This is a genomic window from Pseudomonas sp. 21LCFQ010 (assembly GCF_024129905.1).
Lineage (GTDB): Bacteria > Pseudomonadota > Gammaproteobacteria > Pseudomonadales > Pseudomonadaceae > Aquipseudomonas.
In genome coordinates, this window is sequence record NZ_JAMYDZ010000004.1 from 1 (window position 1) to 23,821 (window position 23,821).

Genomic DNA, 23,821 nt, shown 5'->3' on the forward strand with positions numbered 1-23,821 from the left:
CGGGACACGCCCGGTTAGCCTGTGAAGTGAGCGCAGAGGTCATGGCGCCAGCAGCAGGAACCCACCGAAGCGACTTGGGGGCGGCTCGATGCCGCGCCTGAGCGCCGTAGGAATCTCCGGCCTTCAGGCCGGGGAGGATGTCAACATCATGACTTCTCCTTGCGGGCGGTTTCGTAGCCTTCCAGCACATTGACGGCATTGATGCCGATTTCTTCGACGGCATAACCGCCTTCCATCACAAACAGCGTAGGCAGGCCGAGCGCCGCGATGCGCGCGCCCATGGCCAGGTAGTCGCCACTGTCGAGGGTGAACTGCGAGATCGGGTCTTGCTTGAAGGTGTCCACCCCCAGCGACACCACCAGTACCTCGGCGGCGTAGGCGTCGATGGCTGCGCAGGCGGTTTCCAGCGCCTGGCTCCATTGCGCCCAGCCGCTGCCGTGGGGCAAGGGCAGGTTGAGGTTGCAACCCTCACCCTGGCCTTGGCCGGTTTCATCGGCATAACCCAGGAAGAACGGAAACTCGTTGGCCGGGTCGCCATGAATAGAGGTGAAAAACACATCACTGCGGTCGTAGAAAATCGCCTGGGTGCCGTTGCCGTGGTGATAGTCGACATCGAGGATCGCCACGCGCTGGCGGCCCTGGTCGAGAAACGCCTGGCTCGCAATGGCCGCATTGTTCAGGTAGCAATAGCCGCCCATGAGGTCGCTGGCGGCATGGTGCCCTGGCGGCCGGCACAGCGCGAAGGCGCTGTCGGCACCGCTCTGTATCTCGGCCTGGGCGGTGAGCGCCACTTGTGCTGCGCTGTAGGCGGCCTGCCAGGTGCCGGCGGTGATGGGCGCGCCAGCGTCGAAACTGTAGTAGCCCAGCTCTCCGTGCAACCCGTGGGGCTTCAAGCGGCGCAGCGTGCGCGCCGGCCAGGTGAAGGGCAACAGGTCACCGTCCTGGCCCATGGCTTGCCAACGCGCCCACGCGCCTTTGAAGAACGCCAGGTAGTCAGCGCTGTGCACACGGGCGATGGGCACCAGGCCATGGTCGCGCGGCGGCTGCACTGGCCCCAGCTCACGGGCCTTGACCCGGGCCAGGACATGATCAGCGCGCGAGGGCATCTCAAAACAGGGCATGAGTTGCCCGTTGATCAGCTCGCAGCGGCCGTGGTGCAGGTGATGGTCGTCGGTATAGACAGTCAGCATGGTCGTGCTCCGTGTGGCGTGACGACTGGCATTGTTTCGCCAGAAACGCCTGCTGGAGAACGTTATGAACGGCCAGAAGGGGATAGATATGGCCATTAGATTTGACCGAATTTCGCCCTTTTTAAGGGCGCGCTGCACGCTTCAGGTGCGGTACTGGCTGGGCGCAACCCCGCTCCAGCGAATAAATGCATGGCGAAAGCTGGCGGTTTCGCTATAACCCAGGGCTTCGGCAACCTGCTGGACCGGCCACTGTTGTTCGACCAACAGCACCTTGGCCCGCTCGAAACGCAGGGCATCAAGCAACTCCTGATAACTGCTGCCCATGTCATGCAGGTGCCGGCGCAGGCTGCGCGCTGAGCAGTTCATCTGCCGGGCCAGCCCTTCAAGCCCCGGAGGATTGGCCAGATGCTCGGCCAGGTATTGGCGAATACGCCCCAGCCAGGCCTGGCGGCCGCTGAACTCGGCGTTTTGCTGACGGCAGCGCTCGGCCATGATCCGGTGCGTCAGCCGGTCGGCCAGCGGCAGGGGCTGCTCCAGCATCTGCGCAGCAAAGGCAAAGCCGTGTTCGTGCGCCTCGAAACGCACCGGGCACGGAAAGTTGCGCCGATAGCGCTTGCTGTAGGTGGGCGCCGGATGGGCGAAGCAGGCTTGCAGCAAGGGCAGGGGACGGCCCAGCAGGTCGTCGCAGATCACCTTCAATGATCCCAGGCACAGCTCGGCATTGAACACGGCCAGCTCGGGGCGCGAATGGTACTGCGTGGCCAGCAGCCAGGCGACGTCGCCACGCACCTCCAGGCGCAGATCGAAGAGGGTGCCAAGCAACGCCGGGTAACGCAGCGCCAGCTCCAGAGCAGCACCCAGTGTATCGCTGAGCAACATGGCGTAACCGAGCAGGCCATACGCGGATACGTGCATCCGCTGGCCCAATTGCAGACCGAACGTCTCGCGCAATGCCAGGGCATTGGCGCACACCCGTGCCTCCTGGGCTGTGGTAATGCGTGGGTCGGGACGAATCAGGTCGGCTTCCTCGATGCCACTGCCGGCCAGAAGCTCGCTGGCAGCAATACCCTCCTCACGCAAGGTTTCGAGGATCAGCGACACCGCGTTCAGGGTAGTGAGGGTGGAGTGCAGCATCGGGCAGACCTGTGGGTTTACAAAGCCTGGACGATGGTGCCGCGCCAGCGGCTAAAAACCAAGTCATGAAAAAAGGCCCATGAACGTCATGGGCCTTTTGCCTTGCGTGGGTCTGAGCCTCAGGGGATCAGCCGATCAGCCCGCAATTTGTCGAACACATCGAAAAACGCCTGATCGCTGGCCTGATAGGCGTTAAAGCCCATGAGCCGGCTTTTCGACATGTCGGTGACCACTTCGATGGGACGCCCGAGATCGGCGTCGGTATGCCATGGCGAAATCAGCCGATCAATGTCCGCCTCTTGCAGGCCGTGCTCGGCCACGATCTGGCTCCAGACCTTCTGGTCGTCGGCCATCTGTGACTCCAGTGGCGCGGGCGAAGCGGGGAAGTCAGCGGCTTCAAGGCCGAAGTACTCGGCAATCCGCCCCCACATCCACTTCCAGCGAAAGATATCGCCGTTGGTGATGTTGAACGCCTGGTTGGCCGCCGCTGGCGTGGTGGCCGCCCACAGTTGCTGCCTGGCCAACTGCCGGGCATCGGTCATGTCGGTGAGGCTGTCCCACTGCACCCTGGAGCCGGGAAATACGAATGGCCGACCGGTGTGTTTGCAAACCGTGGCGTAAACCGCAAGCGTGGTGGCCATGTTCATCGCGTTACCCACCGCAACGCCGGTGACCGTATGCGGGCGGTGGACGCTCCAGGTGAAGCCGTCTTTGTCCGCCGCGGCGAACACTTCGTCTTCCTGCGCGTAATAGAAGTTCTCGACGTCCAGACGACCCTGTTGCTCACGGAACGGCGTCTGCGGCAGGCTGCCTTTGCCATAGGCCTCGAACGGGCCCAGGTAGTGCTTCAGGCCTGTCACCAGGGCCACGTGGTTTACGCTGCCAGCCGGGCGCAGGGCATCCAGCACATTGCGCACCATCGCCGAATTGACCTTGATGTTTTCGGCCTCGGTGGCCTGCCGTGACCAGGTGGTGATGAACACGTGAGTGGGTTTGAGGTCTTTCAGCGCGGCCGTGACGGACGCCGGATCCTGCAGATCGGCCGCCACGGGTATCACCCCTTCCTGCCTGGCGGGGTTACGGGAAAGGGCGGCGACCTGCCAGCCGTTCTCCAGCAGAAGCTGGGTGGTTGCGCTGCCGACGATGCCGCTGGCGCCGACGATCAATGCCAGATGAGTCATGGGCTTCTCCAAAATGGTGTGCTTCTAGGAAAGCCACAGGGAGGAAAGGTTCATGGTTTACGAAGGCAGCGGCGCTGACAGGTCGCTTCCTGCCAGTGCTGCAATAAATGCCTCTGGGTAGCGGTATCCCGGTTCAAGTCACCGGGATGACGGCATTCAGAATCAACACCATGATCAAACCCACCAAGGAGACGATGGATTGCACCACCGAGATGGTTTTGGTGGCTTCGCCCATGGTCATACCGAACGACTCTTTAACCATCCAGAAGCCCGCATGGTTGGCATAGTTGAAAAACAGCGAACCGCAGCCGATGGACAGCGCCAGCAACGGCAGGTTTAGAGTAGGGTCAGCACCGGCAAGGGGCGCCAGCAGGCCGGCAGCGCCGACGATACCGACAGTAGCCGAACCGGTTGACACCGACAGCAGCATCGCGATCAACCAGCCGAGCAACAGCGGCGGGATGGCCGACTGCTGGGTCAGGTGAACAATGGCGTCGCCGACCTTGGCACTGGTCAGCAGCTCCTGGAAAGCACCGCCGCCGGCAATGATCATGATGATCGAGGCGATGGGCATGAGGCTCTTGCCCAGCGCCGCGCGCAGCTTGTCGGTGTCGCCGCCGCGCAACAGCACCAGGCTGGTACCGGCGAACAGCACGCCCAGCAGCATGGCAATCAGCGGGTTGCCCACAAACGCCGCCATCTGCAACATTGCATTACCCTTGGGCAACAGCATCTCGGCGACCGCGTGCACCAGCATCAAAATCGCCGGCAGCAAGGCCGCCAGCACGCCGATCCAGACACTGGGCAGAGGCTTGCCATCGGTTTTTTCCGTGAGGGTGAACTGGTCGAGCAACGCCTGATCTGGCCGGGTGGTCATACGCGGTGCGATGAACATGCCATACAGCGGGCCGCCCAGAATCATCGCCGGGACAGCGGCAAGGAAACCGTAGAGCATGGTCGGCCCGACCGAGGTCTTGAGCGCGGCGATAGCGGTCAGCGGGCCGGGGTGCGGCGGCACCATACCGTGCATGGCGGCCAGCGCGGAAATCACCGGCACGCCCACGTAGACGTAAGCAGAGCCCTTGAAGCGAGCCTGGCCTTCGAGCTTGCGGGCCACACTGAAAATCAGCGGCAGCATGATCACCAGGCCGACCTCGAAGAACATCGGGATGCCAATGACGAACGCCACCAGCATCATCGCCCAGGGAATCAGGCGATCCGGGGTGCGTTTGAGGATGACCCCGGCGACCTGCTCGGTAACGCCTGCGTCAGCCAGGATCTTGCCCAGCATTGCCCCCAGCGCGATCACCACACCTACGGCACCCAGGGTTTTGCCAGCACCGGCAACCACATGTGACACGATCGAGCCGGGCTCCATGCCGGTGGCAAATCCAACACCCACGGACACCACCAGCAGAGCCAGCAGCGGATGCATCTTCAGGCGCGAAACAATGAGTGCCACCAGCACCAGAACACTGACCAGTGCGGTCATCAAGAGCTGAATATCTAACGGGGTCATGAAAAGATCTCGGTTGGGCTGGTGCGCAAGCTGCACTCAGCATCAATAGGCAGGGGGAGGGCGTCGCAGCCTGCAAAAGAGCATCGCCCTTGTGGCAAGGCCACCGGCCTGGTCATCTGCAGGGACGCAAGAGCGGGGATAGAAACGGTTACCGCAACAGCCCGGATTGCTCCGGACAGATGGCGGAAAAAGGACATACAAAAGCGCGAGTACCGCTGGGTTGAGCATTCATCTACCGACTGACCTTGTTACAGGGTCATGCACATAAATTCTTACAAATTATTTGTTGCGCACGGAGAGGCTGTCAAGGTTTGGCGGGAGGAATTCATGTGGGCTGCGAACGGCGGCTTCGTCAGCCGTATCGGCATAGCTGAAATGCCGCGATTCTATAGCGGCGTTGACACTGGCTCTTTAGACTTTCGCGCAGCCGCAAAACCATCCTTGATACGGGGCTTGCCGCAATACTGTTCAGTTAAGTTTTCAGAAGGGGCAGCCATTTGACATCCTCCCCGGCCTGAAGGCCGGAGATTCCTACGGCACTCAGGCGCGGCATCGAGCCGCCCCCGAGTCGCTTCGGTGGGTTCCTGCTGCTGGCGCCATGACCTCTGCGCTCACTTCACAGGCTAACCGGGCGTGTCCCGCCCTTAGTACATTGATCGCGCCGACCACATCGGCGTTGCCTTCAAAACCACATCCCACACACCTGAACAGCGCCTGCGTCTGGCGGTTGGCCGCCGACACATGGCCGCAACAAGGGCACGTGCGGCTGGTATTCTGCGGCGGCACGGCTATCAGCCAGCCGCCGCGCCACGCCAGCTTGTAGTCCAGTTGGCGGCGGAACTCGAACCAGCCCTGATCGAGGATGGCCCTGTTCAGGCCAGATTTGGCCCGAACGTTTCTTCCCGGCGCCTCGGCCGTACCTGCCGCCGACCTGGACATATTGCGTACCTGCAAGTCCTCGATACACACCATCGCGTGGTTTTGGCTGATCGTGGTGGAGCACTTGTGCAGGTAGTCGCGCCGGGCATTGCCAATGCGCGAGTGAATGCGCTGGACGCGGGCTTTCGCCTTGTTCCAGTTGCGGCTGAATCTGACCTTGCGGCTCATCGCCTGCTGCGCTTTGCACAGCGCGGTTTCATGGCGTTTGAAGCTGTTCAGGGGTGCGTAGAACGAGCCATCCGAAAGCGTGGCGAAGCGGGCAATGCCCATGTCGATGCCGACTGCCGCACCCTGTGCCGTGGGCTGCTCATCGACCTCGCGTTCGGTCTGGATACTCACGAACCACTTGCCACACGACTGGCTCACGGTGATGTTCTTCACCGTGCCAGGCACCTCGCGGCTGTTGCGGTAGCGCAGCCAGCCCAGTTTTGGCAGAAACAGGCGGCTGTTGGTCTGGTCGAGCTTGATCTGTTTCGGGTCGGGATAGCGGAAACTGTCGCGCTGCCCCTTCTTCTTGAAGCGGGGGAAGTCGGCTCGCTTGGCGAAGAAATTGGTGTAGGCCCGTTCCAGATCCTTGAGGCTCTGTTGCAATGGGTGAACAGGCGCATCGGCCAGCCATGCGGTTTGCGGGCTATTGCGCCACTCGGTCAGCAACTTGCACAGGCCCGCATAGCCGAGCTTGTTCTCACCTTGCTCGTGGCGCTCCTTCTGCAACGCCAGCGCCTTGTTGAAGGCGAAGCGACGGGAGCCGGCAAAGCGGCGCATTTGCCGCTCCTGCCGGCCGTCTGGCATGAGTTCGTACTTGAAGGCTTGAAGTCGTTGCATGCTGCTCTTGAGCCATGAGCAATGAAGACGCCATTAGGCGCGGACGGCACGGTGTTTTCAAGATGGATGCCCATGGGGTCTTTGTAACGAAACATCGCCATAGAGGGCATACTGTGTCGCCGTATTACTGCGCATCATCCTGTCGCGGTGCGTACATCGAACAGTTGCAGTAGGCACCCCACGGCAACCAGGGACGGCTACGCCGTCCGCGCTATCCTTCCCCGCCCTGAACGGCGGGGCTTGTCGCGCGCCCGATGGTCATACACCGATCGGGGCCCAAAGCGCCGATCCTGTTCCTGCACGGTTTTGGGTCCACCAAGGAAGATTACGCAGATATCACTTTGCAACCCACGTTCGAAGGCCATCCCTTCATTGCCTACGATGCGCCTGGTTGCGGCGCGACTGAGTGCCACGATCTCTCGCGCGTCGGCATTGCGTTGTTGGTCAGAACGGCAGAAGTGGTACTGAAACATTTCGGTATCGACCGGTTTCACCTGGTAGGGCACTCAATGGGTGGCCTGACCGGTTTGATGCTTGCGCATAATGAGCTTGGGCGAGTGCTCAGTTTCGTAAATATCGAAGGTAATATTGCGCCTGAGGACTGCTTTCTCAGCCGTCAGATCCATGACCACCCGCGCGAGGATGACGAGCGCTTTTTCCATGACTTCATTGAGCGCACCCGTTTGGCAGCTGACCCGGCCAGCGCACTTTACGCCGCCAGCCTTGCACATAAAGTGCGACCTGGGGCGGTGCGTGGGATCTTCGAATCAATGGTCGAGCTGTCTGACAATGCGGGGCTGATGAGCAAGTTTCTGGCGCTGCCATTTGCGCGGCAATACATGTACGGCGTCAGCAACTCCCACCTGTCTTACCTTGCCGACATCGCTACGCAAGGTGTCGATCTGGCGTGCATTCCGGATTGTGGCCATTTTCCGATGTATTCCAACCCAACGCTTATGTGGCAACACATCAAGAGGCTGCAGGACCGCGTTTGAGGCGGCCTATGTTTAATTGACTTCAGGGGGGCCAGGTAAGTGAGGCCCGTACTTGGCCCTTGCCAGAACAATGCGGGACCTCTCACCGCCGCCGCATGTCCCAAATCATCAGCCCTTGCGCGTTGCAACCTCAGTTTGCTGCAGCGCCGCCAGCGTCGCCTCAACCAATACCCGCGCCATATCCAGTTGATGGACCACCGAACGCGCCATTGCTCGGCACTCAATACTTTGGCTGTTGGCGACTTCATCAGCAGCGGCCGAGGCGCATTCCAGATAATCGGCAGCGGCGATCAGCGCATCCTCGGCGTGGATGCCGGGGTTGACGCTGAACAGGCCGGGGCCGGCCATGGGTAAGGGCAGGGCGAGGGTGGGTATTGGCGGTGGGTGGGGTGTAGATAAGATCATGATAGATAGTCCTCGATGTGGATGAGTGGCCCGCACACCTCGCGACTAAACAAAGGGGTGGTAGCCATGCACGGTTTAGTCGCCGGTACCGAGGACCCGGTGCGCCCGAAAGCACTCCGTGCACAGCCACCATAAAACGACGTCATAGCGCCTACGGCGCATAACGGTCATGGGACTTGCTTGTTCGGTACGGAGCGACTAAACCCCATCGCTGCGATGAGCGACGGACAGGACATTAGCGACCGATGGAGACCGTCACAAGCGGGGGCGGAGGATAACGCGAAAATTCAGAAGCGTCCTACAGGCTTGGGGTGATTTGGCTGTAGTGCGCTTGTGAATGTGTAACCGGCTGTTCTTGAGCTTATCCAAAGCGAGAGTCCATGGCCCGGAAATGCTTCAGGCGGGAAGAGATGGTATCGGCACCCTGCACCATGCCGATCAACGATGTCGAACGTGCCCGGTAACCTGCAGAGATGGTGCTTGTATCTTTGCCAATAGGGCGAAGTGAATTGGTCTGTCGTAGACCGGGTAGGGCAATTTGGGAGGCAAAATCGATTTGGATCAGTCTTCGTGGTGTGCTAGTCTTGCCTCGCTTGTGGCATTTGGCCACAAGGTGAATCACAGATTGTCAAGTTCGCATTGGTTCGCCGCGAAGGCTACCAGCAAACTCAACAATGATGCACGGAACCTCTTCATCGAGCACCTCCTAGCATTATACAAACAGTGATACTGACATTATACGTCATCCCTAGCAGTAGCGGCCTAGTTTATATAGCTAACACACGTATATGAATGGATAGTGTGGGGAACATTTAAGATTAGCCGGTGAGGCGCTCAGGACTGTCGCAATCCGAGTCTCACCGGTTGGCTTGAAGAGAAATCATGGAAGACAATACTTGGTTCAAAGCTCGTCACTACCTACATTTTGACCGCCCTGTTGGCGAGAAAACTGCGTGCAGCTATGCTACTGACCCTCGCAAGGTAAGTCGCCACTCTTTTTATCCCTTTATCCGTAATGCCACAGTCACGTCAAAGACCAAACACCACCCGCATTTACGGATGTTTGAAGTAGTCGAAAAAGTTAGGCCGATCTCTTACGCCGCACATATGGACTCCCATATATATGCCTATTACTCTTCAATTCTATCGCAACGGTACGAGAAAAAGTTGGAACGGCTTGGCCTTAGCACTTCCGTACTGGCGTTCCGAGCTTTAGGTGGTCAGAGCAATATTCATCATGCGCACAACGCCTTCCAGGAAATAAAAGCGCGAACTGAATGCAGTGTATTATGTTTTGATATCGAAAAGTTCTTCGACAGATTGAATCATCAGCTTCTGAAGGAAGCTTGGAAAGAAATTTTGGATGTTGCGGCTTTACCGGCTGATCATTACGCAGTCTTCAAGGCTATTACTAAGCATTCTTATGTGGAACGCAAACTGGTTTATGATGCGCTGGGTATTTCTTTGCATAACCCTGTGGTTGCTAATAAACGTCTTTGTGATGCCTTCGAATTCAGAAATATCGTTCGGGGCCAAAGCCTTGTCACGTCCAACTTGATGAAATATGGTATTCCCCAAGGTTCTCCGATAAGCGCAATCCTTTCCAATATGTACATGCTCGACTTTGATCGCGCGATGCTTCATTTCCTCTCCCGCACTGAATCTGTCTATTACCGATATTGTGATGACATCATGATCATCTGTCCAATCCAAGCCCAGAAAAGCATTGAGGCTGAGGTAGTGACTGAGATCAATAAGCTGCTTTTGAATATTCAAGAAGCGAAAACTGACATTCAGCGGTTCACGCGTGATAAATCGGGAAAGCTCTCTTCTGAAAGACCTATTCAGTATCTAGGATTTATGTTCGATGGTGAGCGGGCATTTATTCGACCAGCTTCGCTCACTCGCTATTACCGAAAAATGAAGGTCAGGGTGCGCTTGGCTAAGAAGGCCAAAGATCGTATTAACGGACTTCGTCGCTCGCGGGGAGAGGCAGACAAAGGTCTATTTCTCAGAGCGCTTTACAAAGGATACACCCATCTAGGGAGACGAAATTTCATAACATATGGGTATCGTGCAGCAGAAATTATGGACTCCAAAACCATCAGGCAACAGCTGCGTGCTCACTGGCGCAAGCTCCAGCAGGAGATCAATCTATAGGGCACCTCTAAAAACGTAAGCGAGGCAACGCAGGTAGTTTTTAGAGGTGCCCTATAGCGAGCAGAATCACTCTACGAGCTTCGGTGCTAGTCTATGAGGGGGCTACGGTAAAACCGTTAATCCACTGTTGGACGGTGGTTTTGTAGATTGCACACATTTCAAATATGCCAACTGGGTAGACGAAGGTAAGCCTTTGAATTCAACGTCTAGAGGTAATCGTGGGCGCGTGGATATCGGCTGTCAGTGGTTGTTGATAGCAGATGGTAGCGAGCTCTTATAAATACGTTATTTAACAAGTGGGCGATGTCAGATGTTCATAAGCGGCTCATGGCCCCGAAATTGGTCACTCGGCACACTGGAAATTAAGTCGATTGTTCATCAATTGATGTTCATAGAATCAGTTTCCCCACTCGCGTTAGCCCCACTGTCCCAATTGGCGAACAGATAAGCGCACTGCGGCTTCGCCGCACCGAATACGGCGATCACGCGGGCCAGTGCTGTGTCAGCGCCGACGCGCATGTCCATGGGGTCGGTGGCGAGCCAGATGGCGTCGATGCGGATCATTGCGAAAGGCTGCGGATGAAGCGGGCGCAACCGTCCGGATCGGAGATCGGCCATCTCACAGTGACTGTTCGCTGCCCGGAAGAAATATTGATGCGGGCTACATGCTGACAAGCAGGCGTCGCCGCAGCGGTCTCAAGCTTCAACGGTACAAATGCAGGAAAGGCGCAAGCCCGCCAGTCACGATAGATAGGTATCCACTTGCGAACCAGATTGGCGTTGATGCCGTGCCGCAGGGCCATGCTGGCAATGGAGTCATCAGGGCCCAGGCATTTTTGGGCAACTTGGGTCTTGAAGGTTGTGGGATAAGAGGTGCGCTGACGCATGGTGTTCCTTGATCCACGTATTTTTAAGTGGACACCATTACCCTTAATCTGGGGATTCTGAAGGTCTGTTCGGCAGACGCTCTCCGTGCACTGCCAGTGCGGCTCCATCAGCAATCTGAATTGATGGTTAGCGTGTTTGGCTTGCTCAGCTTCGCCTGAGCCAAAATTAGCTCTCAATGCCTAGACGAGAGGTCAGCATGAGGCCATGCTGCCACCCCCGTTTGTTTTTCTGGAAGCTGTAGACATGACAGTCAAACCTAATATTGGCCCTCACGCCGGCAACGCAAACAATCGGTTTGATTTTGCCGACGCTTTTAATCGAATCAGCGAGGCGCCTGATGCGGTCTATGCCACCACCGGAAATGGTACTGAGTTCACGGCTCAGGCTCGCCTTTCGAGGAGAGGGGGTCGTCAAGGAGAACCTGTCATTGTGTTCTATTCGAATGGTATCGCCAGAGCCCGGGTTTACGCCTGTTGCTGGGGAATGCGGACAAATTGCAGTAAAACCCACATCGATACCTATACATGTGCGCTTTGATTCGTAGCGACTTGATAGGGCTTAGGCTTGGCTTGGAATCTGCGATGATCGTAGCGGCTTCGTCAACGCGTGAGCGTCGCCGGGTAATTAGCTACAAATTGAACTCTGGGTAATTGCTATCACAGGGTGACAATCGTCACGCTAGGTCCGCTCGACAGCGCCTATCTGCTGATTTCCGGCCAAGCAGTGCGCACGCCAAACCCACCTCTTCGCGCTCGATATCCATCGCACTCGATGCTTAGCCGCCGGATAGTGGCGCTTTGCACCTTACAATGACCTATTGTTACTATGGATGGCATTATCAGGCTAGCCATGCCCGATGACAAAACGGAGCGTTCACCCCATCCTGCGCGGGTGTCTATGTGTTGAGCGGAAAAATGCGTTTGTACCTGCTTGGAACTACATGGAATGAGTTTTGACTTGTTGACTGTGCCAGAAGGATATCGCACGGAGGTCGCTTTGGTTGTTGCGCCCTATGTTGATCCCAAATTCATGGGTACGTTGGTAAAGCAGATGAAGCCCAACAGGCTTTGTTTATTAGTCGACGACGGCATACGTCCTGAGGATCTGCAGGCGATTCATGGTCAACGTAAACGGCAAGTGGAGCTGGAGGTCCGACTGGCTCGAGCCCCCGGCTTGATGCACATGAAAGCTTTCTATTTCGAGTTCGTGCACGAAGGCGCATCTAACCGTCGAAAACGGAGACTTCTGTTTGGCTCTGCAAACGCCACGGACGCGGCCTTCCACGGACGCCGGAATGCCGAGCTCATTGCGCAAGTAGACCTTGCAATCAGCGCGGATTCCGAAATCGCCGATTATTTTGCCGCAATCCTGGCAACCTTCGATGTTCCAGATACTCATGTCGTGGAGTATGTGGAATTGACCTTGAGTAAGCCGCCGGTGCTGCATCTCCCTAAGATCACCAGCGTTCTCCCTGGGCGACTTCCATCTGGTTTTGATACCTGGCTGCAACGGGGAGTTCTCGCCGCGCAGTACAGAAACGCCCCTCAATTTGCAGCACTCAATATCCAGCTCAAAAAGGCGCTGCCCCAGGATTTGGTCGCCCTAATCTTTGCCAATCGCAGCTTCACTGAAAAAGGACAGCGCAACGTCGTGCGCTATGGCTATCTGAACGACAGCGACGACGTGACGATACAAGACGCTGATGTTGACATTCCCCGCTGGAAGTCACGCTACGGCGTATGGACTCATCTGGGAGACTGGATTTCCTATGAGTGCTATCGCAGCCATCGAAAGAGCATGAAATCCAAAGCTTCAGCGGCTCGAGGTGGCAAAATTTCGCAGATTCTCGATCAAGGTCGAGATGCGATATGGCGGGAAGAACGGACCACTGCGTTACTGGACGCACTGGGCGAGGTGTGGAGGGACTTGATAGCAGTTGATGTGCAGCCTGGACTGTATCTAGAAGGCATGAATAACAAGCTCAATCCCGTGCCTTACAAGCAACGTTTTCTCCTCAAGCTCGAACAAGATATGCAGCTTGCACAGGATTCAGATTTTAGGAACCGGTACATAAACGGGTACGAGTTCCCTGATATGCCAAGGTTTAGACAAGACACCACAGCATGGGAAGGATTCGTTCGATCATGGTGTGAGTCAATCGCTGTTGAGGCTGCGAAGAATCGAACACCCTCGCTTGTCGCTAGGCGAATTCGTGACGTCATGGAAGAGAAGGGGCTTTCACTTGGAGAGCTAGAGTATTCCAGTATCGCCAATTTCTTGAGAGCGCATTGGGCAACCCAATGGGAGGGTGAAGATCTCACATTGGGTGAATGGATTATCGGATACCACGATGATTAATCATGTAGTCCCTGATCCGAGAACGCTTCCAGTACTAGGGATCCAAGGTTGCTGAACCGTCTCTGAGACCGTAACGCTTGTCATGCTGGTAGGGAATTGCCCAAGGCGAATTCGCTTTCAAGCAAACGACCAGAACAGCCGATAGAGTTCTCAGTACCCGCACGACCGGCATTCCCAAGGCAATGGGTTATTGCGTTCAACCACTTGACTCAAAAATCGCCAACAGCCTGGATGGAAGATCGCCGCATCTGAATTAATGCAAGGAGCCAAGATGGAAAGCCCAGAATTTCTGTTGAGTAATCTCAATCGGGTCGTACGAGAACTGAGAGGTGCTATCGCTTATCTCGAGGAAGCAGATCTCGCCGTTCAACTGGACGCCGTGATCAAACGGCTTTTTCTTGCGGAGCTTTTGGCAAAGGAGCAGGTGATTGCAATCGGAGGCTCTCAAGGCGCAGGGAAGACCAAGCTCATCAGGCTGATGTACGACTTGCACTGCACCGAAAACTCTCCTGAGACGGGATGGTTGCCCGACAATTCGGGACGGGGCGAACGCACACCTGTGCTCGTGGTGGAGGACGACATTGAAAAGCCGCAAGGCTACCTTCGGATGCTTGTAGAAAGCTCTGAGCAAGCAGGCCATGTGCGCATTGTTGAACGAAAAGCAGACTCGGAAGCCGCGTTTCGTCAAGCTGCCGCCGGACAGCTCGACAACGTCATGCTGGTGGTGTTGAAAGTTCCGCGTCGCTTTTTTAACCATACGGGACAAGGCTTCATGCTCATGCCGGGTTATGAGCCCATTCACGAAGAAAACCGTTCTTGGCAGATTCTTATGCGCCAAGCCTTGGTCGCGTGTTCTGGGCGAATCATTGTTACTGACGAAGTGCGTCTTGCCAGTGGTTCACAGGCAACGATTCAAGCGGATTTACAGATGAGCAGTCTCGCCGGCACAGAGCCACTGATCATCATCTCCAAAACGGAAATTCATGGCGACACTCCGAAAAAGCTGGATGAGCTGCGCACAAGCGCTGCGCGAGTATTCGAAATTCACTCTGATCGACTCGATACCCAGATTCTCTGCACCGGGTCGAGTGCCGCTAGCATCGAGCAATGGCGTCCTCTGCTGACCAAAGCCCTACCGGAAATCCAGAACACCAATCATGCGAGCCGTGAACGCCAGTTGCAGCAATTGGAACATCTGCTCAGTCATGACCTGAATTACGCAGTGGTCGGCATTCGCGGCGCTTTTGTCTCGAAGGCTGTGGCGGAAGATACCGTAGGGCACCAAACGGTCCAGCAAGCCTTGGAGGTGTTTGACCGGGCTCGGGACAGTCTGCGATCTGAATACAAAAAAGCGCTCAAGAATTCACTGGATGAGCATTACGGCATCGCCAAAGCATGCATGGATGGGCTTCTGGTCGCCAACCATGAAGGGTTCTTGAACAAGGTGACCGGGATTTTTGACACAGTGACCGAGAAGCATGTTCGGCTCTCCAAAGATCTGCAAGCCGCCTGGGCCAATCCTGGCAGTTATCTGGATACTCACATCGATGTGATCGGCAAAATAACCGCTAAAAAATTGGGTGCTCCGCAAGCATTTGCCAAGCGTCTTGAATCTGGCAATGGCTCGACCAATACCATCGTCCGCCTTGGGTACACTGACGATCAGGGGCATGCGGCTCAGTGGAAAAACATCACACCAGAAATTCTGGATAACATCACGGTGTTGTTTTACCCCAAACGAGATGATCAGGGGCTGTCGGGAAAGTTCAGCAAGGAAATGACCAACGCTATCAAGATGTTGCCTGCGATGACCTTGGAGTTCGCCAGAATCGGAAGCTTGTTTCCTGATGTATTTCAAATTGATCCCGATACGTTACAGCCCCTCGATGACGAAGACGCAACGGCAGCAGCCAAACGTATCGAGCGAGATTTCTCTGCTTTACAGAAAGTCGGCAGCAACGTGATCAAGGGGATCGCCTTGATGCTGGCAGTTGATGTTGCCGCAGACGGTCATGTAGACACGATCCCTGCACTCTTCAATTCACTAGGCATCGGTGCCGGTACCGCCGGAATGACACTGGCGGGTGCGGCGACGGCCATGATTGCCATTGGGATGCTGACGTACAGCGTACTCAAGGAAGTCGATCGTCAGGATAGGTATACCCGCGACCACGCGATCGATGTTTTGAAGCTCTTCAAGGAGCAGTACCAAGCTCATTACCTTGAGCAGTTCGACATCCTTATCGAGCAGGTGCGTACGCGAATGTTCGAGAGCTTGACAGTACGGTATCGGTTGGACGAAACCATCATGCGCCGCGACCGAGTCACCAAGGCACTCGCTGATGTGACATCACTTCGTCTGGACCTGCAGGATGAGATCGGGGTTAACAGAAATACGTCGTTATTTGTATGAGTTTGCTGGCCCTGTGGGAAGAGTTGCATAGCCGTCGGCTGGATTGGGCGCATCGGGCGTATCGAAGTTTTCTGGATAGCCTGGATTCACGAGTGCGGGCTTGCTTCGCTGAGAACGATTCAGAAGCTTCGGTTGCGCTTTTCGGTCGCACTCAAGTGGGTAAAACCACATTGTTGCTGCATGTCCTAGGCGTCGACGAAAAACATTTGCCATTTGTGAGTGGAATCTTGCGTGGTGGTCGCGAAGCAGGGCAGTCGTCGACCGCCACGGCAATGCAGTACCACCGGGCGGCTGACGATCAATGGCATCTGAAAATTGGTCAGCGAACAACGTTGGGTAAGCAGCAGTTGGTTGAAGCCTTGGCTAGCTTGAGAGAGTATGTTGAGAAGGGGGTTCCGTTACCCTATGAACCCGTCGAGGTTGGGATTCCCCGGAAGTATTTTTCAAAACAATCTGATGAACGTCCTCGTGTACGTATCCTGGATTTGCCAGGAGACAACCCTAGAGATGCTCAGGAAGCAAATCATGTACGTCATATCGCGAGCCGTTATCTGCCTTTAGCCGATCTGATACTGGTAGTAGGAAAGCTGGATGATTTGTCTTTTCTGAACCCCAAAGCGTTTACGTTGCCATGTATCAGCGACTGGCGGTACACGCCCAATCGATTTCGGATCATTACCACCTTTTCGTTTTCTCTTGATTCAGAAAAAGACTGGGCAAGACGTCAGCCTGTACTCAATACAACAGCCGTTAGGGAACGGGTGCTTGAGCAGATTGGTACCCATAGCATCAATCTGGGCACTGACGCCGGGAACGGCCGTCTATTTTTTCCGCTCGATTTCGGGGCGTCTTGGGACGAAACGAAGCGTCTCGATCCTGAGACAGCCGAGCGAATGGGTGGCATCAATCATCAGTTCATGAATGAACTGCTTATGGACATTGCTGCGTCAGCGACAGTCCATGGCCGTTTACGTCAAGCTGCCGACAGCCACATCGTCGCGCGCAGGGTCAAGCGAGAGGAGTCGCAGCAAATGCGGTCTCGGCTAGCCATACTGCTCGCTGAGAAACACCGCGCAGAGAGAAAGCTGAGAGAAATCAGAGGATTGATCGGTACTCAGAAAAAAGCTGTGGAGCGGGCGCTGGTGCCATCATTCGGTGCATCCGAGCGGTTGAAGGTAAGAATGGAATGTCAAAGCGCTATTCAAATTCCTCCCGAGATGGTCGATCTGAGTGGGCTTGCCACGGATACTCTTGCATTCATGCGACGCATCAGTTGGTGCTGTGATCACCTGGTCGACGCTTGCAGCTCTTTGGACGCCTCCGATGTGTTGCCTTCTGGTGTTCGAGTCGAAAATATTTTCGAAATTCAACCACAGAAATTACGCCTGCAACTTGATAAGTGTTTTTCTACCTTCCGAGCGTCACTCAGGGCTTATGTGATTGAAGAGTACTATCCCTCATTTTCTGATGACTTCAGTAATGATAAATCCAGGCTAACGCGTTTGATGGGAATGGGCAGAGAGATTGCTGTCGAACTTTCCGTTGAGCATTGGCTGGCTGGTGCCGCCAAGGTAATTGACAAGTTCAAGCAAAAATTCGATCAGGAGGAGCGCCAACTCACCGCCCTCGAGTCGTCGCTATCAGACTATAGAAAAAAATATGATCTTGCCGCCGTGGCTCATTCTGATTGGCAGCAGTACATCCTCAATTTTGAGCGCGACATGGATGCTGAGACTGCACGGGGCGAGCGATTTTCGCGTTACCTAAGCGAGGCTTTTGATACGGAATTGGCTGAGCGCCGTAAAGTAATAGCTGTTGAGAGGTCTCCCTCCCGCAAGGTGCTTCATTTGCTCAGCTGCAAGCAGCTTAGCGAGGAGAGAGACAGGCTACTGTTGGGATAAACGAGTAATTTCACCACTTTGATCGGCAGTAACGTATGTCAAAAAACAACACAGACGAAGCCGAATTGTCAGCGCTGATGTCACGGGTGCTCTCCGCACCGTTGGCCCCTTTGCGCGACGACAACACCCAGCTTCAAAAGGATTTGAGCCAAGCAGCGACAGCCAACAACGCGCTCGGGCAGAGAATTCTTGGAGGCTTGGATACGCTTACTCTAGCCCAATCGAAAATGGGCTCGGTGATCGCAAACTTGGAAGAGCTTCCCGACAAAACCCAGGATCTCGCTGATCAGCTCGAAGAACTGAAGTCAGTCGTTTCTACATCGGAAGAGCTGAAGCAGCTCCTTAAAAACCAATTGCGTGCCCAGCATGTGCTGGGACAGCAGGGACATAAGCGGATCCTGACGAAACTGAGTGATCATCAGGAGGCGGTCGATTCTCTTGGTGGATTGATCGTTGAAAATATCGCCAAGAACGCCACTCAGTTGTTGAGCAGAATAGCGGAGATCGACGCTCAACTCGCTCAGTCGATGCGCGGTCTGGAAGGTGCCATAGGGTCAGTCGCTCAGTGTGGCGAGTCCGTAGTCGCTCACCTGGATGGGATACAGGGAGCAGCGCTCACGCTTGCTCAAGTTCAGCAAGCTTTAGAGAACCAAGCTCAAGCTATTCGCTCGCAAAGTGTGCAGAACCAGGATCAGATTATTAGCGAGCTACGGGAGGGGCAGAAGACCCAAGCCTTGCTGGTCTCAGAACTGTCCAATCTGATTACGAATCTAGGCCGGCAGTTGCATGAGGGTTTTCAACGCTCGAACGTACAGGCCGATCAAGCGCTGTCGATTTTGGATCAGCGACAGCAAATACGATCGAGTCAGTCATTCAAATGGTTGTTGACGCTGGGAGTGCTGAATACCCTAGGGGTTGTCGCTTGCGTAGCGTGGCTGATCGTTCAGCGATAAGGCTTTCTAGCGGTGACAATGGCCGGTGGAGCCTGGCTCATCACCTGTCAGGTGGAGTATTCGAAGCTTGGGCGCGTATCAACCTCGACAAAGGCGTCACCATGTGCCGCTTTCTCGATGAGCTGGATACTGGCCTGGAGACTGGTAAGGTGGATGTCGGAGTTCTGCTTCCAGATGGTGAAATCGTAAGGCCCTCATTTGCGCAGCTTCATTGGCAGCCACCTCATTCTACAGTTCACCATGAACACAAAGGACATAGCCCGTTGAGAGAGTGGATGCCAGAAGCGGGTTTGTCGAATCAGTAGCTTAGGTAGCTCATGAGCGTTTATGACATAGCCTGTCGTTTAACATAATATACATTATACGTAACAAGGTATTACACCTTACGACCACAGACACATCAGATTCCACGAGCAGTCCTCCAGAAATCCACCAAACCATCGCAAGGGATTTTAAGTCCCTCGCACGACAGCCTCATCTCACTATCTCATTCTTGCGTTCAACACCACCCGCACCATCCAAAGCCCGGTATGCAGCACCAGGCTCACAACAGCGCAAGCTCAACCAAACAAACCAAGCACATCGTCACGCCAGTCATGTCCGTTTTTCGACCATATACGATTGATCGGCGGCGGAAATCCTGTGCGGCAGTAGCCTTGCTTGTTGTCAAAGTCGAACACCGCATGCGGATTGCCGTTGATCAGCAGCAAGGCCTTGCGGTGGTCCATGGACCAGCCGATTCGCACTACAGAAGGTTTGTCGCGGTCGATGACATCTTCGACGTCATAAATGTGCAGCGCATCCTGAATCGGGTTGCCTTCGGTGTCGGTATCCAGTGCGTAAAAATATCCGGTAGTCCCGTCGTCTTCGAAGACGGCGACCAGGCTGCCTTCGTGGGCCGGGCCTTCCAGTACCAGGTCTTGTCCGATCATCAATTCGCTTTCAGCGGCCAGGTAGATGGGCATGTCGAGTAGTCCTTATTGGTTAAGCTGCCCAATGCTGCACTGGCGGCACCAGTCTGTCTGTCAGACCGGTATGGCTTCGCCGCAGGCCTTTTCTGCAATATTGCCCGCAGATCGAAGATGTCGTGGCTGCTCGACTTGACGCGCTGCCCGTTCTGGCCTTTCATATCGCTCAAAATCATGAATACTATTCATAACTCAACTAAACAAACATTTAGTTGAGTTATCTTAACCTGCATTCGACGGCGCATTTCAGGTCTGGCCCTCTACCCTCCATACGTCGCCAAATTCAAGCGTTTACAGGAACTAGCCAGCCTCAACTTCCTGAATCACCACCACTCGCTGGCCGGCACGGATCGCACTACCAGGGTTCACCAGCACCTCCCGCACAATCCCGGCGCAGCTTGCCAGCACCGGTATTTCCATTTTCATCGACTCCAGAATCACCAGCACGTCCCCTGCTTCCACGTGCGTTCCCGGCGTGGCTTGCACTTGCCAGAGGTTGCCGGCTATCGGGCTTTCGACGCCTGAGCAGCCTTGCTCCAGGACGTCGTCCTGAGTGAGTTCGGCCACCTCCTCCTGGCTGTCGAAATGCGCCTGGCCGCTGGCGATCCAGCGTTCGCGCTCGGCGCGGAAGGCGGCCTGTTGTTGCTCGCGGAACGCTTCAATGCCGTCAGCCTCTTTCGCCAGGAACTCCTGGTAATCCGACAGGCGCAGCTCCCCTTCTTCGATCTGCAGGTCAAACCTGCCGAGCGGGAAGTCACGCCGGATGGTGAGCAACTCGTCAGCCGTGACCGGGTAAAAGCGAATCTGGTCAAAGAAACGCAGCAGCCAGGGCTTGCCGTTGAACGCGGCGACTTGCCGGTAGCGGTTCCACATTTGCAGGGTGCGCCCGACGAACTGATAGCCCCCCGGCCCTTCCATCCCGTACACGCACATATAGGCACCGCCGATTCCGACCGAGTTTTCGGCGGTCCAGGTGCGGGCCGGGTTGTATTTGGTGGTCACCAGCCGGTGACGCGGGTCCAGTGGTGTGGCCACCGGCGCGCCGAGGTACACATCACCCAGGCCCATGACCAGGTAACTGGCCTCGAAGACTGTACGCTGCACGGCGTCCAGATCCGGCAAGTCGTTTATGCGGCGGATGAATTCCAGGTTGCTGGGGCACCATGGGGCGTCCTTGCGCACCGTGGTCATGTATTTCTCGATGGCCAGCTGGCACGCCGGGTCATCCCAGGACAGCGGCAGATGCACAACGCGCGAGGGCACTTGCAGGTCGTCAGCGGCGCAGACCGCGTCCCACTCGCCAGCCACTGCGCTCAGCAGTTGCTCCAGGCTCACCTGCTCTGGCTGGTAGTGCACTTGCAGTGAACGGATACCGGGGGTGAGATCGATCACGCCGTCCAGCGCCAGGCTTTCAAGTGCCTGCATCAGCGCATGGCCGCGAAAGCGCAATACCAGATTGAGTTCCGGGCCGCCGATTTCCAGCAGCAGATGGGTATCGCCGGCCAGCCGGGCGACCAGGCGGGTGTCGGACTCGCCAATGTCGAGCACAATCGGCGATGCCAACCCGGCGGTCGCCACCTCGCCGATAACGGCCGGCGGCACCTCCAGCAATTCGCGGGTTGCCAGCTGGCGGGCCTGCACAACGTCGGTCGGGATGAAACGCAGCTTGTCACCGGCCTTGAGCTGGCCGAGTTGCCAGAGGTCAGCTTCGATGACGGTCACCGGGCAGACGAAGCCACCCAGGCTCGGACCGTCCGGGCCGAGGATCACCGGCATGTCGCCGGTGAAGTCCACTGCGCCGATGGCATATGGGTTGTCGTGGATATTGGAGGGGTGCAGGCCCGCTTCGCCGCCGTCGCTGCGCACCCATTCAGGCTTGGGGCCGATCAGGCGTACGCCGGTGCGGCTGGAGTTGAAGTGCACTTCCCAGTCGGTGGCGAAGAACCGGTCCATGTACGACTCGGTGAAGTACTCCGGCGCCCCATGCGGACCATAGATCACCCGGATGGCACGGACCGCAGGCAAGGCGGGTTGTCGCGGCAGAGACGCGCCGGCACTGGAGTCGCTCAGCTCCGTGATGTGCAGTACATCCCCTGCCCGCAGCGCCCGCCCCCCGTGGCCGCCAAACTGGCCGAGGGTGAAGGTACTTTTGCTGCCCAGGTAGTCCGGCACGTCAATTCCGCCGCGCAGGGTCAGGTAGCTGCGCGCGCCCGCCCCGCTGACGGCGCCCAGGGTCAGCACCGCGCCTGCCTTGACATGGATGGTCGTGTTCATCGGCGCCGCTTCGCCATCCAGGGTAACCGGCAGTGGCGCGCCAGTGACGGCCACCACCGCCTCGGTGTTGAAGCGCAGTACCGGGCCATTGATGGTGATCTCCAAGCCTGCCAGCCCCTCCGGGTTGCCGAGCAGGCGGTTGCCCATGCGCAAGGCGCGGCTGTCCATCGGACCGGAAGGCGGCACGCCCACCGCCCAATAGCCCAGCCGGCCGGGATAGTCCTGCACGCTGGTCTGGGTACCGCCGACCATCACTTCGAAGGTGTGCGGGTGGTAAACAAGCGCTTCCAGGCATCGCGTCCATGGCTGGCCCGTCACAAACGGCCGGCTGGCGAGGATTTCGCCCAGATAGCCACAGTTGGTTTCTACCCCATACAGGCGGGTTTCGCCGAGCGCACGTTGCAGGCCGCTACGTGCCTGTTCGCGGTCCGGGGCCCAGGCGATGAGTTTGGCAATCATGGGGTCGAAAAACGGCGGGATTTCGCAGCCAGCCTCGACCCAGGTGTCGATCCGCAAGGCGCGCCCGTGCGCCGCAGGAAAGGCCACCGAGGTGAGCAAGCCTGGGCTTGGCTGAAAGTCTTTGCCAGGATCTTCGGCATACAACCTTGCCTGAATGGCGTGCCCGGTCGGCGTCAGTTGCTCGCGCAGTTCGCTCAGGGGCGGCAGTTCGCCGGCGGCCAGTTGCACCATCCAGCTCACCAGGTCGATGCCCCATACTTGCTCAGTGACGCCATGCTCGACCTGCAGCCGGGTATTGACCTCCAGAAAGTAGAAGCAGCCGGCATCGCTGTCATAGACGAACTCAACCGTGCCGGCGCTGCGGTAGTTAACGGCCTTGGCCAGTTGCGCAGCGGCGTCACACAGTGCCTGCTCCATGCCCTGCGGCAGGTTGGGCGCCGGGGTTTCTTCGATGACTTTCTGGTTGCGGCGCTGAATAGAGCAGTCACGCACTCCCAGGGTCAGCACATCACCCTGACCGTCACCAAACACCTGAACCTCAAGGTGCCGCGCACGCTCGATGTATTTTTCAAGGAACACACCGGCGTCACTGAAATTGTTCTGGCCAAGGCGTTTGACTGTCTCGAACGCCTCGCTCAGTTGCTGGCTGTCGCGGCACACGCGCATGCCGATGCCGCCGCCACCGGCGGTGCTTTTAAGCATGACCGGGTAGCCAACCGCCTGCGCCTCAAGCAGTGCCTGCTCCAGCGTGTCCAGCAGTTCGGTGCCTTCGAGCAGCGGCACGCCCTGTTCGCGAGCCAGGGCGCGTGCGGTGTGCTTGAGGCCGAACAGCCGCAATTGCTCAGGCGTCGGCCCTACAAAGGCAACGCCAGCCGCTTCGCAGGCTTCGGCGAAGGCGGCATTTTCGGAGAGAAAGCCGTAACCGGGATGGATCGCGGTAGCGCCACTCGCCTGCGCGGCCGCCAGGATTTTATCGACGGCCAGATAAGTAGTGGCCGCTGCGCCCTCCCCCAGGCTCAAGGCCTGGTCAGCCTCCAGTACATGGCGACTGGCGAGGTCAGCCTCTGAATAGACAGCGACGCCTTTGACATTCAGTTCACGCAAGGTGCGCAGGATGCGGCAAGCGATGGCGCCACGGTTGGCGATGAGCAACGATTCGAACATGACTACGTCCCCTGAAGGTCCATAGGGCACCTCTAAAAACTACCTGCTGGCTGGACGCCTGCGGCGCTACGCGCGCCATCGCTGCGTTAAAAACA

16 protein-coding genes are annotated in these 23,821 nt (G+C 56.9%); 6 read left to right on the top strand and 10 right to left on the bottom strand.

Features of this window, described 5'->3' with window-relative positions:
• Positions 1–146 precede the first annotated feature (146 nt).
• From NJC38_RS06515 to NJC38_RS06535, 5 genes are all read right to left on the bottom strand, one after another.
• Positions 147–1,190: a histone deacetylase family protein gene (locus NJC38_RS06515; RefSeq protein ID WP_253112266.1), complete on the bottom strand. Its 1,044-nt coding sequence runs from the start codon at positions 1,188–1,190 to the stop codon at positions 147–149.
• 141 nt (positions 1,191–1,331) lie between these two features.
• Positions 1,332–2,324: an AraC family transcriptional regulator gene (locus NJC38_RS06520; RefSeq protein WP_253112276.1), complete on the bottom strand. Its 993-nt coding sequence runs from the start codon at positions 2,322–2,324 to the stop codon at positions 1,332–1,334.
• Between the two features lie 119 nt (positions 2,325–2,443).
• Positions 2,444–3,505 carry an SDR family oxidoreductase gene (locus NJC38_RS06525; RefSeq protein WP_253112278.1) on the bottom strand — a complete coding sequence of 354 codons (1,062 nt, stop codon included), beginning with the start codon at positions 3,503–3,505 and terminating at the stop codon, positions 2,444–2,446.
• A gap of 133 nt (positions 3,506–3,638) precedes the next feature.
• Positions 3,639–5,024, bottom strand: coding sequence for a gluconate:H+ symporter (locus tag NJC38_RS06530; RefSeq protein WP_045494758.1), 1,386 nt, complete (start codon positions 5,022–5,024; stop codon positions 3,639–3,641).
• A gap of 540 nt (positions 5,025–5,564) precedes the next feature.
• Positions 5,565–6,788, bottom strand: a complete 1,224-nt coding sequence (locus NJC38_RS06535) for a transposase (RefSeq protein ID WP_253112280.1) — start codon at positions 6,786–6,788, stop codon at positions 5,565–5,567.
• 254 nt (positions 6,789–7,042) lie between these two features.
• On the opposite strand from NJC38_RS06535, the gene NJC38_RS06540 reads away from it, so the two are divergent.
• Entirely contained in the window at positions 7,043–7,783 is a 741-nt protein-coding gene (locus tag NJC38_RS06540) for an alpha/beta hydrolase (protein ID WP_253112285.1), read from the top strand.
• 108 nt (positions 7,784–7,891) lie between these two features.
• Here NJC38_RS06540 and NJC38_RS06545 read toward each other — a convergent pair whose 3' ends face one another.
• On the bottom strand, positions 7,892–8,188 hold the full coding sequence (locus tag NJC38_RS06545) for a hypothetical protein (protein WP_253112288.1): 297 nt from the start codon (positions 8,186–8,188) through the stop codon (positions 7,892–7,894).
• Between the two features lie 882 nt (positions 8,189–9,070).
• Between NJC38_RS06545 and drt2 the strand changes: the two genes are divergently transcribed.
• Positions 9,071–10,348, top strand: coding sequence for an antiviral reverse transcriptase Drt2 (gene drt2, locus NJC38_RS06550; protein WP_253112291.1), 1,278 nt, complete (start codon positions 9,071–9,073; stop codon positions 10,346–10,348).
• A 378-nt stretch (positions 10,349–10,726) separates the two neighbouring features.
• On the opposite strand, the gene NJC38_RS06555 is transcribed toward drt2, so the two are convergent.
• On the bottom strand, positions 10,727–10,912 hold the full coding sequence (locus NJC38_RS06555; protein ID WP_253112294.1) for a hypothetical protein: 186 nt from the start codon (positions 10,910–10,912) through the stop codon (positions 10,727–10,729).
• The gene (locus tag NJC38_RS06560) at positions 10,909–11,235 is read right to left on the bottom strand and encodes a transposase (protein WP_253112296.1); all 327 of its coding nucleotides are present in this window, start codon (positions 11,233–11,235) and stop codon (positions 10,909–10,911) included. Before NJC38_RS06560 ends, NJC38_RS06555 begins: the two co-directional genes overlap by 4 nt.
• Positions 11,236–12,181: 946 nt before the next feature.
• Here NJC38_RS06560 and NJC38_RS06565 point away from each other — a divergent pair.
• From NJC38_RS06565 to NJC38_RS06580, 4 genes are all read left to right on the top strand, one after another.
• The gene (locus NJC38_RS06565) at positions 12,182–13,594 is read left to right on the top strand and encodes a hypothetical protein (protein ID WP_253112299.1); all 1,413 of its coding nucleotides are present in this window, start codon (positions 12,182–12,184) and stop codon (positions 13,592–13,594) included.
• A gap of 271 nt (positions 13,595–13,865) precedes the next feature.
• Positions 13,866–16,007: a hypothetical protein gene (locus NJC38_RS06570; protein WP_253112302.1), complete on the top strand. Its 2,142-nt coding sequence runs from the start codon at positions 13,866–13,868 to the stop codon at positions 16,005–16,007.
• The gene (locus NJC38_RS06575; protein ID WP_253112304.1) at positions 16,004–17,908 is read left to right on the top strand and encodes a hypothetical protein; all 1,905 of its coding nucleotides are present in this window, start codon (positions 16,004–16,006) and stop codon (positions 17,906–17,908) included. Before NJC38_RS06570 ends, NJC38_RS06575 begins: the two co-directional genes overlap by 4 nt.
• A gap of 35 nt (positions 17,909–17,943) precedes the next feature.
• Complete coding sequence (locus tag NJC38_RS06580; protein ID WP_253112306.1) at positions 17,944–18,861, top strand: hypothetical protein; 918 nt, start codon at positions 17,944–17,946, stop codon at positions 18,859–18,861.
• 560 nt (positions 18,862–19,421) lie between these two features.
• On the opposite strand, the gene NJC38_RS06585 is transcribed toward NJC38_RS06580, so the two are convergent.
• Together NJC38_RS06585 and uca are read right to left on the bottom strand one after the other, a co-directional pair.
• Positions 19,422–19,826: a DUF2251 domain-containing protein gene (locus NJC38_RS06585; RefSeq protein ID WP_253112309.1), complete on the bottom strand. Its 405-nt coding sequence runs from the start codon at positions 19,824–19,826 to the stop codon at positions 19,422–19,424.
• A 303-nt stretch (positions 19,827–20,129) separates the two neighbouring features.
• Positions 20,130–23,726, bottom strand: coding sequence for an urea carboxylase (uca, locus tag NJC38_RS06590; protein WP_253112312.1), 3,597 nt, complete (start codon positions 23,724–23,726; stop codon positions 20,130–20,132).
• Between the last annotated feature and the right edge of the window lie 95 nt (positions 23,727–23,821).

What these genes read in the sequence shown, in the direction of transcription:
- NJC38_RS06515 (WP_253112266.1), bottom strand. Translation starts at nt 1,190, where the DNA reads ATGCTGACTGTCTATACCGACGACCATCACCTGCACCACGGCCGCTGC.
- NJC38_RS06520 (WP_253112276.1), bottom strand. Translation starts at nt 2,324, where the DNA reads ATGCTGCACTCCACCCTCACTACCCTGAACGCGGTGTCGCTGATCCTC.
- NJC38_RS06525 (WP_253112278.1), bottom strand. Translation starts at nt 3,505, where the DNA reads ATGACTCATCTGGCATTGATCGTCGGCGCCAGCGGCATCGTCGGCAGC.
- NJC38_RS06530 (WP_045494758.1), bottom strand. Translation starts at nt 5,024, where the DNA reads ATGACCCCGTTAGATATTCAGCTCTTGATGACCGCACTGGTCAGTGTT.
- NJC38_RS06535 (WP_253112280.1), bottom strand. Translation starts at nt 6,788, where the DNA reads ATGCAACGACTTCAAGCCTTCAAGTACGAACTCATGCCAGACGGCCGG.
- NJC38_RS06540 (WP_253112285.1), top strand. Translation starts at nt 7,043, where the DNA reads ATGGTCATACACCGATCGGGGCCCAAAGCGCCGATCCTGTTCCTGCAC.
- NJC38_RS06545 (WP_253112288.1), bottom strand. Translation starts at nt 8,188, where the DNA reads ATGATCTTATCTACACCCCACCCACCGCCAATACCCACCCTCGCCCTG.
- drt2 (WP_253112291.1), top strand. Translation starts at nt 9,071, where the DNA reads ATGGAAGACAATACTTGGTTCAAAGCTCGTCACTACCTACATTTTGAC.
- NJC38_RS06555 (WP_253112294.1), bottom strand. Translation starts at nt 10,912, where the DNA reads ATGATCCGCATCGACGCCATCTGGCTCGCCACCGACCCCATGGACATG.
- NJC38_RS06560 (WP_253112296.1), bottom strand. Translation starts at nt 11,235, where the DNA reads ATGCGTCAGCGCACCTCTTATCCCACAACCTTCAAGACCCAAGTTGCC.
- NJC38_RS06565 (WP_253112299.1), top strand. Translation starts at nt 12,182, where the DNA reads ATGAGTTTTGACTTGTTGACTGTGCCAGAAGGATATCGCACGGAGGTC.
- NJC38_RS06570 (WP_253112302.1), top strand. Translation starts at nt 13,866, where the DNA reads ATGGAAAGCCCAGAATTTCTGTTGAGTAATCTCAATCGGGTCGTACGA.
- NJC38_RS06575 (WP_253112304.1), top strand. Translation starts at nt 16,004, where the DNA reads ATGAGTTTGCTGGCCCTGTGGGAAGAGTTGCATAGCCGTCGGCTGGAT.
- NJC38_RS06580 (WP_253112306.1), top strand. Translation starts at nt 17,944, where the DNA reads ATGTCAAAAAACAACACAGACGAAGCCGAATTGTCAGCGCTGATGTCA.
- NJC38_RS06585 (WP_253112309.1), bottom strand. Translation starts at nt 19,826, where the DNA reads ATGCCCATCTACCTGGCCGCTGAAAGCGAATTGATGATCGGACAAGAC.
- uca (WP_253112312.1), bottom strand. Translation starts at nt 23,726, where the DNA reads ATGTTCGAATCGTTGCTCATCGCCAACCGTGGCGCCATCGCTTGCCGC.